At 60.5% G+C, this 12,049-nt stretch carries 10 protein-coding genes; 9 read left to right on the forward strand and 1 reads right to left on the reverse strand.

Annotated elements, in window-relative coordinates:
* The first annotated feature begins 280 nt into the window (after window positions 1–280).
* From glyA to KGB03_RS05315, 8 genes are all read left to right on the forward strand, one after another.
* Entirely contained in the window at window positions 281–1,534 is a 1,254-nt protein-coding gene (glyA, locus tag KGB03_RS05280) for a serine hydroxymethyltransferase (RefSeq protein WP_223526517.1), read from the forward strand.
* 23 nt (window positions 1,535–1,557) lie between these two features.
* Window positions 1,558–2,808, forward strand: a complete 1,251-nt coding sequence (locus KGB03_RS05285; protein ID WP_007947735.1) for a sarcosine oxidase subunit beta — start codon at window positions 1,558–1,560, stop codon at window positions 2,806–2,808.
* A gap of 14 nt (window positions 2,809–2,822) precedes the next feature.
* A complete protein-coding gene (locus KGB03_RS05290) occupies window positions 2,823–3,152 on the forward strand; it encodes a sarcosine oxidase subunit delta (protein ID WP_046818244.1) in 330 nt (109 codons plus the stop codon).
* Window positions 3,149–6,166 carry a sarcosine oxidase subunit alpha gene (locus tag KGB03_RS05295; protein WP_192409238.1) on the forward strand — a complete coding sequence of 1,006 codons (3,018 nt, stop codon included), beginning with the start codon at window positions 3,149–3,151 and terminating at the stop codon, window positions 6,164–6,166. The genes KGB03_RS05290 and KGB03_RS05295 overlap by 4 nt, the downstream gene beginning before the upstream one ends.
* Window positions 6,167–6,341: 175 nt before the next feature.
* The gene (locus KGB03_RS05300; protein WP_218538411.1) at window positions 6,342–6,974 is read left to right on the forward strand and encodes a sarcosine oxidase subunit gamma; all 633 of its coding nucleotides are present in this window, start codon (window positions 6,342–6,344) and stop codon (window positions 6,972–6,974) included.
* A gap of 299 nt (window positions 6,975–7,273) precedes the next feature.
* Entirely contained in the window at window positions 7,274–8,131 is an 858-nt protein-coding gene (gene purU, locus KGB03_RS05305; protein ID WP_111448542.1) for a formyltetrahydrofolate deformylase, read from the forward strand.
* Window positions 8,132–8,336: 205 nt separating this feature from the next.
* A complete protein-coding gene (gene fdhA, locus KGB03_RS05310) occupies window positions 8,337–9,536 on the forward strand; it encodes a formaldehyde dehydrogenase, glutathione-independent (protein WP_111448543.1) in 1,200 nt (399 codons plus the stop codon).
* A gap of 203 nt (window positions 9,537–9,739) precedes the next feature.
* Window positions 9,740–10,291 carry a DUF2780 domain-containing protein gene (locus tag KGB03_RS05315; protein WP_223526518.1) on the forward strand — a complete coding sequence of 184 codons (552 nt, stop codon included), beginning with the start codon at window positions 9,740–9,742 and terminating at the stop codon, window positions 10,289–10,291.
* Between the two features lies 1 nt (window position 10,292).
* Here KGB03_RS05315 and KGB03_RS05320 read toward each other — a convergent pair whose 3' ends face one another.
* Complete coding sequence (locus tag KGB03_RS05320) at window positions 10,293–11,180, reverse strand: acyltransferase (RefSeq protein ID WP_223526519.1); 888 nt, start codon at window positions 11,178–11,180, stop codon at window positions 10,293–10,295.
* Window positions 11,181–11,479: 299 nt separating this feature from the next.
* Between KGB03_RS05320 and KGB03_RS05325 the strand changes: the two genes are divergently transcribed.
* The gene (locus KGB03_RS05325; RefSeq protein WP_192409243.1) at window positions 11,480–11,986 is read left to right on the forward strand and encodes an ATP-dependent zinc protease; all 507 of its coding nucleotides are present in this window, start codon (window positions 11,480–11,482) and stop codon (window positions 11,984–11,986) included.
* The last annotated feature ends 63 nt before the right edge of the window (window positions 11,987–12,049 follow it).

Below are 12,049 nucleotides of genomic sequence, written 5' to 3' on the forward strand. Positions count from 1 at the left end.
GTGGGAGCGGGCTTGCTCGCGAATGCGGTTTGTCATCCGACACTGATGTTGACTGGCCCGGCGCATTCGCGAGCAAGCCCGCTCCCACAGGGGATCCTGGCTACTTCAAGAGTTGTGTCCGGCCAGCCATTTCGATCCATGTCGTAAACGCACCTTTGCGTGGCGTCCGTAGGCATTTGGCCTGTCTGCGCCGGTCATACCATCGCATTCAAAGGGCACTGTCGAAACACCAGTGCCTTACCGAGACGAATGGCGCATAGATGCCGCTGGGAGAGACGCGATGTTCAGCAAGCAAGACCAGATCCAGGGTTACGACGATGCACTGCTGGCGGCGATGAATGCCGAGGAGCAACGCCAGGAAGATCACATCGAGCTGATCGCGTCCGAGAACTACACCAGCAAGCGCGTGATGGAAGCGCAAGGCAGCGGCCTGACCAACAAATACGCCGAAGGTTATCCGGGCAAGCGCTACTACGGTGGCTGTGAGCACGTCGATAAAGTTGAAGCGCTGGCCATCGAACGCGCCAAGCAATTGTTCGGTGCCGACTACGCCAACGTGCAGCCGCACTCCGGTTCTTCCGCCAACAGCGCCGTTTACCTGGCGCTGATCCAGCCGGGCGACACCATTCTCGGCATGAGCCTGGCTCACGGCGGTCACTTGACCCACGGCGCGAAAGTGTCGTCCTCGGGCAAGCTCTACAACGCCGTGCAGTACGGCATCGACACCAAGACCGGGTTGATCGACTACGACGAAGTCGAACGTCTGGCCGTCGAGTGCAAGCCGAAAATGATCGTCGCCGGGTTCTCGGCTTACTCCAAGACCCTCGACTTCCCGCGTTTCCGGCAGATTGCCGACAAGGTCGGTGCGCTGCTGTTCGTCGACATGGCTCACGTGGCCGGTCTGGTCGCCGCTGGTCTGTACCCGAATCCGCTGCCGTACGCTGACGTGGTCACCACCACCACCCACAAGACCCTGCGCGGTCCACGTGGCGGGTTGATCCTGGCCAAGTCCAACGAAGAGATCGAGAAAAAGCTCAACGCCGCGGTATTCCCCGGCGCACAGGGCGGGCCGCTGATGCACGTCATCGCTGGTAAAGCGGTGTGCTTCAAGGAAGCGCTGGAGCCTGGTTTCAAGGTCTATCAGCAACAAGTTATCGACAACGCCCAGGCCATGGCCGGCGTATTTATCAAACGCGGCTACGATGTAGTGTCCGGCGGCACCGATAACCACCTGTTCCTGGTCAGCCTGATCCGTCAGGGCCTCACCGGCAAAGACGCGGATGCAGCACTCGGTCGCGCCCACATCACCGTGAACAAGAACGCTGTCCCGAACGATCCACAGTCGCCGTTCGTGACCTCCGGCCTGCGCATCGGCACCCCGGCGGTGACCACTCGCGGCTTCAAGGTTACCCAGTGCGTCGAGTTGGCCGGCTGGATCTGCGACATCCTCGACAACCTCGGCGACGCCGACGTCGAGGCCAATGTTGCGCAGCATGTTTCGGCCTTGTGCGCGGACTTCCCGGTTTATCGCTGAGCGCGGTTTTGGAGTAAATGACTATGCAACGCTACTCAGGCTTCGGCCTCTTCAAACACTCCCTCAGCCATCACGAAAACTGGCAGAAGATGTGGCGCACGCCGACCCCTAAAAAGGTCTATGACGTGGTCATCGTCGGCGGTGGCGGGCATGGTCTGGCGACCGCCTACTACCTGGCCAAAGAGCACGGCATCACCAACGTGGCCGTGGTCGAGAAAGGCTGGCTGGGCGGCGGTAACACCGCGCGCAACACCACCATCGTTCGCTCCAACTACCTGTGGGACGAGTCGGCGCACCTGTACGAACACGCGATGAAATTGTGGGAAGGCCTGTCCCAGGACCTGAACTACAACGTGATGTTCTCCCAGCGCGGCGTTTACAACCTGTGCCACACCCTGCAGGACATCCGTGATTCCGAGCGTCGGGTCAGCGCCAACCGCCTCAACGGCGTGGACGGCGAACTGCTCGATGCCAAACAAGTAGCCGACGAGATTCCGTACCTCGACTGCTCGAAAAACACTCGCTACCCGGTAATGGGCGCCACCGTCCAGCGTCGCGGCGGCGTGGCCCGTCACGATGCCGTGGCCTGGGGCTTTGCCCGTGCGGCCGACGCCTTGGGCGTGGACTTGATCCAGCAGACCGAAGTGATCGGTTTCCGCAAGGAAAACGGTGTGTGCATCGGTGTTGAAACCAACAAAGGCTTCATCGGCGCCAAGCGCGTCGGTGTGGTGACTGCCGGTAACTCCGGGCACATGGCCAAACTCGCCGGTTTCCGTCTGCCGATCGAATCCCACCCGCTGCAAGCGCTGGTGTCCGAGCCGATCAAGCCGATTATCGACAGCGTGATCATGTCCAACGCCGTACACGGTTACATCAGCCAGTCCGACAAGGGCGACCTGGTGATCGGCGCCGGTATCGACGGCTACAACGGCTATGGCCAGCGTGGTTCGTACCCGGTGATCGAGCACACCATTCAGGCCATCGTCGAGATGTTCCCGGTGTTGTCCCGTGTACGCATGAACCGTCAGTGGGGCGGCATCGTCGACACCACGCCGGATGCATGCCCGATCATTTCGAAAACCCCGGTCCCGAACATGTTCTTCAACTGCGGTTGGGGCACCGGTGGCTTCAAGGCAACACCTGGCTCGGGCAACGTGTTTGCCGCGAGTCTGGCCAAGGGTGAAATGCACCCATTGGCTGCACCTTTCTCCATCGACCGTTTCCACAACGGTGCGTTGATCGATGAACACGGCGCTGCTGCGGTTGCCCACTAACAGGAGAAATCCCCATGTTGCATATCTTCTGTCCTCACTGCGGCGAACTGCGCTCCGAAGAGGAATTCCACGCATCCGGCCAGGCGCACATCCCGCGCCCACTGGACCCGAACAGCTGCACCGACGAGGAGTGGGGCGACTACATGTTCTTCCGCGACAACCCTCGCGGTCTGCACCACGAGCTGTGGGATCACGTCGCCGGTTGCCGTCAGTACTTCAACGCCACCCGTGACACCGTGACCTACGAGATTCTCGAAACTTACAAGATCGGCACCAAGCCACAATTCACCGACAAGACCGATAGCCCGAAAGCGGCCGCCACGGCTCTGGGAGAGAAGGTATGAGCCAGATCAATCGCCTGTCCAACGGCGGACGGATCGACCGCAACAAAGTGCTGAGCTTCACTTTCAACGGCCAGACCTACAAAGGCTTTGAAGGCGATTCCCTGGCCGCGGCCTTGCTGGCCAACGGTGTCGACATCATCGGTCGCAGCTTCAAGTATTCCCGTCCGCGCGGCATCTTCGCCGCCGGTGCCGAAGAGCCGAACGCTGTGCTGCAGATCGGCGCGACCGAAGCCACGCAGATCCCGAACGTACGCGCCACGCAACAAGCGCTGTATCAAGGTTTGGTCGCCACCAGCACCAACGGCTGGCCGAGCGTGAACAACGACATGATGGGGATTCTCGGCAAGGTCGGCGGCAAGCTGATGCCGCCGGGCTTCTACTACAAAACCTTCATGTACCCGCAATCGTTCTGGATGACTTACGAGAAGTACATTCGTAAGGCCGCCGGTCTTGGCCGTTCGCCGACCGAGAACGATCCGGACACCTACGACTACATGAACCAGCACTGCGACGTGCTGATCGTCGGCGGTGGCCCGGCTGGCCTGGCCGCTGCACTGGCGGCTGCTCGCAGCGGTGCCCGTGTGATTCTCGCCGATGAGCAGGAAGAGTTCGGCGGCAGCCTGCTCGATTCCCGTGAAAGCCTCGACGGCAAGCCTGCCACCGAGTGGGTCGCCAGCGTCATCGCCGAGCTGAAAAACACCCCGGACGTGCTGCTGTTGCCGCGCGCCACGGTCAACGGTTACCACGACCACAACTTCCTGACCATTCACGAGCGCCTGACCGATCACCTCGGCGACCGCGCTCCGATTGGCCAGGTGCGCCAGCGCATCCACCGGGTTCGCGCCAAGCGTGTCGTGCTGGCGACCGGCGCTCACGAACGTCCACTGGTTTACGGCAACAACGACGTGCCGGGCAACATGCTCGCCGGCGCTGTGTCGACTTACGTGCGTCGTTACGGCGTGGCACCGGGCAAAAAACTGGTGCTGTCGACCAACAACGATCACGCCTACCGTGTTGCACTGGATTGGCTCGACGCCAGTCTGCAAGTCGTCGCCATCGCCGATGCCCGCAGCAATCCGCGCGGTGCGCTGGTGGAAGAAGCACGCGCCAAAGGCATCCGCATCCTGACCGGCAGCGCCGTGATCGAGGCCCGTGGCAGTAAGCACGTGACCGCCGCTCGCGTTGCCGCGATCGATGTAAAAGCGCACACCGTGACCAGCCCGGGCGAGTGGCTCGATTGCGACCTGGTCGCCAGCTCCGGCGGTTACAGCCCGGTGGTTCACCTGGCATCGCACTTGGGCGGCAAGCCGATCTGGCGTGAAGACATCCTCGGTTTCGTACCGGGCGAAGCACCGCAAAAACGCGTGTGCGTCGGTGGCATCAATGGCGTCTACGGCCTCGGCGATTCCCTGGCCGATGGTTTTGAAGGTGGCGCTCGCGCCGCCAGCGAAGCCGGTTTCGGCAAGGTCGAAGGCGTACTGCCCAAAGCCCTGAGCCGTCTGGAAGAGCCGACGCTGGCGCTGTTCCAGGTGCCTCACGAAAAAGCCACTGCCCGTGCGCCGAAGCAATTCGTCGACCTGCAGAACGACGTTACCGCTGCCGCCATCGAGCTGGCGACCCGTGAAGGCTTCGAGTCGGTCGAGCACGTCAAGCGCTACACCGCGCTGGGCTTCGGCACTGACCAGGGCAAGCTCGGCAACGTCAACGGTCTGGCCATCGCCGCCCGTTCGCTGAACGTGACCATCCCGCAGATGGGCACCACCATGTTCCGTCCGAACTACACGCCGGTAACATTTGGCGCCGTGGCCGGCCGTCACTGTGGGCACATCTTCGAGCCGGTGCGTTTCACTGCGCTGCATCACTGGCACGTGAAGAACGGCGCCGAGTTCGAAGACGTCGGTCAATGGAAGCGTCCGTGGTACTTCCCGAAAAACGGTGAAGACCTGCACACCGCCGTGAAGCGCGAGTGCAAAGCCGTGCGCGACAGCGTCGGCCTGCTGGACGCTTCGACCCTGGGCAAAATCGACATCCAGGGCCCGGATTCCCGTGAGTTCCTCAACCGCATCTACACCAACGCCTGGACCAAGCTCGACGTGGGCAAGGCTCGCTACGGCCTGATGTGCAAAGAAGACGGCATGGTGTTCGACGACGGCGTGACTGCATGCCTGGCCGACAACCATTTCGTGATGACCACCACCACCGGCGGCGCTGCACGCGTGCTGCAATGGCTGGAAATCTACCACCAGACCGAATGGCCAGACCTGAAGGTGTACTTCACGTCCGTGACGGATCACTGGGCAACCATGACTCTGTCCGGGCCGAACAGCCGCAAGCTGCTCAGCGAAGTCACCGACATCGACCTGAGCAACGAAGCCTTCCCGTTCATGACCTGGAAAGAAGGTCTGGTCGGCGGTGTGCCGGCGCGGGTGTTCCGGATTTCGTTTACCGGTGAACTGTCGTACGAAGTCAACGTTCAGGCCGACTACGCCATGGGCGTTCTGGAAAAAATCGTCGAGGCCGGGAAGAAGTACAACCTGACCCCGTACGGCACCGAAACCATGCACGTGCTGCGGGCCGAGAAGGGCTTCATCATCGTCGGTCAGGACACTGACAGCTCGATGACCCCGGATGACCTGAACATGGGCTGGTGTGTCGGTCGCACCAAACCGTTCTCGTGGATTGGCCAGCGTGGCATGAACCGCGAAGACTGCGTGCGTGATCAACGCAAACAGTTGGTCGGTCTGAAACCGATCGATCCGACCAAATGGCTGCCGGAAGGGGCGCAACTGGTGTTCAACACCAAGCAAGCGATCCCGATGACCATGGTTGGTCACGTGACCTCCAGCTACTTGCACAACTCCCTGGGCTATTCGTTTGCCATGGGTGTGGTCAAGGGCGGCTTGAAGCGCATGGGTGAGCGTGTGTTCGCACCGCTGGCCGATGGCAGCGTGATCGAGGCGGAAATCGTTTCTTCGGTGTTCTTCGATCCGAAAGGCGATCGCCAGAACATCTAACGGCCCTAGATCTTGTGGGTGGGCAATGACACCGAGTCGGCCCATTCGCGAGCAAGCCCGCTCCCACAGGGGACCGCGGTCGAAAGGTGGGAGCGGGCTTGCTCGCGAAGACGGCAGCCCGGTCACCACAAGGGTTGAGACCAACCGCACAACAGAATTCAGGAACAGGTGCTTTATGACCGCAGCCAATGTTTACCAACAACGCCCAACCACTGGGGCCAAGGCCGAGTCGTCGCTGCATCACGCCGACCTCGCCAGCCTGGTGGGCAAGGGCCGCAAAAGCGCCGGCGTGATCGTGCGTGAGAAAAAACTCCTCGGCCACCTGACCATTCGTGGCGATGGCCACGATGCTGCGTTCGCTGCCGGTGTGCACAAAGCCCTCGGTATCGAATTGCCGAGCGCGCTGACCGTCGTCGTCAAAGGCGAAACCAGCCTGCAATGGATGGGGCCGGATGAATGGCTGCTGATCGTGCCGACCGGTGAAGAATTCGCCGCCGAGAAGAAACTGCGTGAAGCGCTGGGCGACCTGCACATCGCGATCACCAACGTCAGTGGCGGCCAGCAGCTCCTCGAACTGAGCGGCCCGAACGTGCGCCAGGTGCTGATGAAGTCCACTAGCTATGACGTACACCCCAACAACTTCCCGGTGGGCAAGGCTGTGGGCACCGTGTTTGCCAAATCGCAACTGGTGATCCGCCATACCGCCGAAGACACCTGGGAACTGCTGATTCGTCGCAGCTTCTCGGATTACTGGTGGTTGTGGTTGCAGGATGCGGCCGCTGAATATGGCCTGAGCGTCCAGGCTTAGGAATGAGCCGGGTTGGCCCTGATATTTGGGGTTGACCTGAGATCGACCCCTCACCCCAACCCTCCCGAAACGTCGGACCGCCCCAGAGGGGAGAGGGGGAAAGGGGGCAGATCTCCAGTGTTTTCGATGTTTAGGTTCGACTTGGAAGCGCTTTTATAGAACCTGAGTTCATCTCGATGTTTCAGGTCGATGTAGCTCCAAGAACAACTCGGTCAGTCCCCTCGCCCCTTTGGGGAGAGGGTTAGGGTGAGGGGTGGATTTCCCTGACACCCAGCACAATGAACAGGAGTCACCGCACTATGAGCCGCGCCCCAGACACATGGATTCTGACCGCCGACTGCCCAAGCGTCCTCGGCACCGTGGATGCGGTGACCCGCTTTCTGTTCGAGCAGGGCTGCTACGTCACTGAGCACCATTCCTTCGATGATCGGCTTTCGGGCCGTTTCTTCATTCGCGTGGAATTCCGCCAGCCCGACGGCTTCGACGAACAAGCCTTCCGCGCCGGTCTCGAAGAGCGTGGTAAAGCCTTCGGCATGATCTTCGAACTGACGCCGCCGAACTACCGCCCGAAAGTGGTGATCATGGTTTCCAAAGCCGATCACTGCCTCAACGATTTGCTCTACCGCCAGCGCATCGGCCAACTCTCGATGGACGTGGCCGCCGTGGTCTCCAACCACCCGGACCTCAAGCCGTTGGCGGACTGGCATCAGATTCCGTACTACCACTTCCCGCTGGACCCGAACGACAAACCGTCGCAAGAGCGTCAGGTCTGGCAGGTGATCGAAGAGTCCGGCGCCGAACTGGTGATCCTTGCCCGCTACATGCAAGTCCTGTCGCCAGAACTGTGCCGCAAACTCGACGGCAAGGCGATCAACATCCATCACTCCCTGCTGCCGGGTTTCAAGGGCGCCAAGCCCTATCACCAGGCTTACAACAAGGGCGTGAAACTGGTCGGCGCCACGGCGCACTACATCAACAACGACCTGGACGAAGGCCCGATCATTGCCCAGGGCGTGGAGGCGGTGGACCACAGTCATTACCCGGAAGATTTGATCGCCAAGGGGCGGGATATCGAAGGGCTGACCCTGGCCCGGGCCGTTGGTTATCACATTGAACGACGGGTGTTTTTGAACGCCAATCGCACCGTCGTTCTTTAGATCGCCATCGCTAGCAGGCTAGCTCCCACAGGGTTTTGGGTTGTTCACAAATCCTGTGCTCACCCGAATCACTGTGGGAGCTGGCCTGCCAGCGATGAGGCCATAACAGACAACACAAGACACACAGGCAATAACCCGAGCAATCAACGCGCCGCCGATCCATGGCGACGCGCCCGTTACATAAAAACAACAGCGAGGTGAAAGCATGTCTGGCAATCGTGGTGTGGTGTATCTCGGCAATGGCAAAGTCGAAGTACAAAAAATCGACTATCCGAAAATGCAGGACCCGCGCGGCAGGAAGATTAATCACGCTGTCATCCTGCGTGTGGTGTCCACCAACATCTGTGGTTCCGACCAGCACATGGTGCGCGGTCGTACTACGGCTCAAACCGGCCTGGTACTGGGTCACGAAATCACCGGTGAAGTGATCGAGAAGGGCAGCGACGTCGAGAACCTGCAGATCGGCGACCTGGTGTCCGTCCCGTTCAACGTCGCTTGCGGGCGCTGCCGTTCCTGCAAAGAGATGCACACCGGTGTCTGTCTGAGTGTTAACCCGGCGCGTCCGGGCGGTGCTTACGGTTATGTCGACATGGGCGACTGGACCGGCGGTCAGGCTGAATACGCGATGGTGCCGTATGCCGACTTCAACCTGCTCAAACTGCCTGACCGCGACAAGGCCATGGAAAAAATCCGTGACCTGACCTGCCTCTCCGACATCCTGCCAACCGGTTACCACGGCGCAGTGACGGCGGGCGTTGGCCCGGGCAGCACCGTGTACATCGCGGGTGCCGGTCCTGTCGGTCTGGCCGCTGCCGCTTCCGCTCGCCTGTTGGGCGCGGCCGTGGTGATCATCGGTGACGTCAACACCGTCCGCCTGGCGCATGCCAAGGCTCAAGGTTTTGAAATCGCCGACCTGTCCCTGGACACCCCGCTGCACGAACAGATCGCTGCGCTGCTGGGCGAGCCTGAAGTGGATTGCGCCGTCGACGCCGTGGGCTTCGAAGCGCGTGGTCACGGTCATGACGGCGTGAAACACGAGGCTCCGGCCACCGTGCTCAACTCGCTGATGGGCGTGGTTCGGGTGGCTGGCAAAATCGGTATCCCGGGCCTGTACGTGACTGAAGATCCGGGAGCAGTCGACGCCGCCGCGAAGATGGGCAGCCTGAGCATCCGCTTCGGTCTGGGCTGGGCCAAATCCCACAGCTTCCACACGGGTCAAACGCCAGTGATGAAGTACAACCGCCAACTGATGCAAGCGATCATGTGGGACCGTATCCACATTGCCGACATCGTGGGTGTTGAGGTGATCAACCTAGACGACGCGCCACGTGGTTATGGCGAGTTCGATGCGGGCGTGCCGAAGAAGTTTGTGATCGATCCGCACAAACTGTTCAGCGCAGCGTAACGGCTTCAGGCAAAACAAAACGGCGACCCTCGGGTCGCCGTTTTTTATGGCTGTGATGATCGTTCCCACGTTTGGTCCATTCTTTTTCGACTGTTCGTCAGGGGCTTGCCAAACCTGGGAACAATCCCCCGGGATGCCAGTCCAAACCACGATTTTCCGCCGCCCATTGCCGGGCGGTTTTCATGGCACATGAGGATGTCTGGATGAAGATTTCACGCGGTTTTGCACTGGCTTCGCTGATGTGTCTGGCGGCCAGTCCGGTCTTTGCTCAGTTCAGCCTGTTCGATGCGGCCAATGCCCTCTCCGGCACGCAGGACGATGACGCCGCCGCAGCCGCGCCAACCGCGCAGACGGCCGATCTGCTAAGTGCGCTCAGCCAATTGGACGTGACGACAGAACAAGCCATTGGCGGTGCCGGGGCGATGCTGGGTCTGGCGAAGAATCAATTGAGTTCGACCGACTACTCAGAATTGGCCAAAAGCGTGCCCGGAATCGACTTGCTGTCCGGTGGCGGTGAACTGGGCGTCCTCAGCGGCTTGCTTGGCTCGTCCGGTAAAGCGTCAGGTCTGGACAACCTCTTGGGCAACGTGAGTAACACCAACGACCTGAACAGTGCCTTCAACGCGTTGGGCATGGACACTGGCATGATCGGCCTGTTTGCCCCCGTGCTTCTGAAATTTTTCGGTCAGCAGGGCGTCGGCGGTTCACTGCTGACAAACCTGGGCGGGATCTGGGGCGCAGGCACCGGTACCTGATTCAGCGGCGCTCGGCGCGCAACGCGTCGATGCGCAGGTCCTTCTCGATCCAGAGCTGGTTGACCCAGTTCTGGATGGTTTCGCGAAACTGCGGATTGTTTTCGTAATCGCCCTGCCACAGCGCCGGGTCGAGTTCGCGGGTCTTGATGTCGATGATGACCCTCGGCACGTTGCCGCTGAGCAAATCCCAAAACCCCGGAATCGTCTGCTGCGGATACACCACCGTCACATCAAGGACGGCGTCCAGCTGTTCGCCCATTGCCGCCAGAACAAACGCCACGCCACCAGCCTTGGGCCTGAGCAGGTGGGTGAAGGGTGATTGCTGCTGGGCACTTTTCGCCGCGGTATAGCGAGTGCCTTCCAGGTAATTGACCACCGTCACCGGTTGACGCTTGTACAACTCGCACGCCGCTTTGGTGATCTCCAGGTCCTTGCCAGCCAGTTCAGGGTGCTTCGCCAGGAATGCCTTGGTGTAGCGTTTCATGAACGGGTAATCCAGCGCCCACCACGCTAACCCGAGAAACGGCACCCAGATCAGCTCTTTCTTGAGGAAGAACTTGAAGAACGGCGTGCGCCGATTCAGGGCCTGGATCAGCGCCGGGATATCGACCCAGAATTGATGGTTGCTGATCACCAGATACGACGTGTCGACCCGCAGATCATCGCCGCCACGGATGTCCCATTGCGTGGGGATGCACAGGCGGAAAATCAGCTTGTCGATTTCGGCCCAGGTCTCGGCGATCCCCATCACCGTCCATGAGGCGTAATCACGCAAGCGCCCGGGCAGGACCAGTTTGAGCAAGGCGAACACCATCAGCGGCCCGAACAGGACCAGGGTGTTGAGCAACAGCAGCAGGGTAACGAAACAGCCGGTGAGCAGGCGGCGCATAAGTAACTCTTGAAAGCCTTTGGGCGCGCAATGATAAGCAGCTTCGGACGGCAGGCCAAATCGGTGACGACGAATGTTTCACCTTTACGTGGTTATGCTGGTCCTTTCGTGATCATTCCGGCCCCATCGCGAGCAGGCTCGCTCCCACAGGATTTGTGTGTTGAGCACATGAACTGTGAGCAACAGAGATCCCTGTGGGAGCGAGCCTGCTCGCGAAAGATCTGAAGAACGAACGAATTCCCTACGGGCGGTCTAAAATTCCGCGTTCTACGCCCCAATTGCCCAAGGAAGCCCATTACGTGAAATCTATCCTTGCACTGCTTTCCCTCGTGGCCCTGCCGGTCCTGGCTGCTGAGCCGACCCTGTACGGGCGCTATGAATACATCGCGCTGCCGGAAATCGGTGGCGAAGTCCTCAAGGCCAAGATGGACACTGGCGCCCTGACCGCGTCGCTGTCGGCCAAAGACATCGAAACCTTCACCCGCGATGGCGACGAGTGGGTGCGTTTCCGCCTCGCTACCAAAGGCGCGAGCAACAAGGTCTACGAACACAAGGTCGCGCGGATCAGCAAGATCAAGACCCGCTCCGAAGAAGACGAGGACGACAAAGAAGCGGTCGCACCCACCAAGCGTCCGGTGGTTGATCTGGAACTGTGCCTGGGCAACGTCAAGCGCACCGTGGAGGTCAACCTCACTGACCGCAGCAGCTTCAACTACCCTTTGTTGATCGGTGCCAAAGCCTTGCGTGAGTTCGGCGCGGCGGTGAACCCGGCACGGCGCTTTACGGCGGACAAACCCGACTGCTGATTTCAAGTGGTCTCATTGACGTGACGTGAGCCTTGGGGCACCGTTCGCCCACTTAATCCCCGG

Source organism: Pseudomonas sp. BF-B-26 (assembly GCF_019956495.1).
In the GTDB taxonomy this organism is placed as follows: domain Bacteria; phylum Pseudomonadota; class Gammaproteobacteria; order Pseudomonadales; family Pseudomonadaceae; genus Aquipseudomonas.

What these genes read in the sequence shown, in the direction of transcription:
- glyA (WP_223526517.1), top strand. Translation starts at nt 281, where the DNA reads ATGTTCAGCAAGCAAGACCAGATCCAGGGTTACGACGATGCACTGCTG.
- purU (WP_111448542.1), top strand. Translation starts at nt 7,274, where the DNA reads ATGAGCCGCGCCCCAGACACATGGATTCTGACCGCCGACTGCCCAAGC.
- KGB03_RS05315 (WP_223526518.1), top strand. Translation starts at nt 9,740, where the DNA reads ATGAAGATTTCACGCGGTTTTGCACTGGCTTCGCTGATGTGTCTGGCG.
- fdhA (WP_111448543.1), top strand. Translation starts at nt 8,337, where the DNA reads ATGTCTGGCAATCGTGGTGTGGTGTATCTCGGCAATGGCAAAGTCGAA.
- KGB03_RS05320 (WP_223526519.1), bottom strand. Translation starts at nt 11,180, where the DNA reads ATGCGCCGCCTGCTCACCGGCTGTTTCGTTACCCTGCTGCTGTTGCTC.
- KGB03_RS05300 (WP_218538411.1), top strand. Translation starts at nt 6,342, where the DNA reads ATGACCGCAGCCAATGTTTACCAACAACGCCCAACCACTGGGGCCAAG.
- KGB03_RS05295 (WP_192409238.1), top strand. Translation starts at nt 3,149, where the DNA reads ATGAGCCAGATCAATCGCCTGTCCAACGGCGGACGGATCGACCGCAAC.
- KGB03_RS05290 (WP_046818244.1), top strand. Translation starts at nt 2,823, where the DNA reads ATGTTGCATATCTTCTGTCCTCACTGCGGCGAACTGCGCTCCGAAGAG.
- KGB03_RS05285 (WP_007947735.1), top strand. Translation starts at nt 1,558, where the DNA reads ATGCAACGCTACTCAGGCTTCGGCCTCTTCAAACACTCCCTCAGCCAT.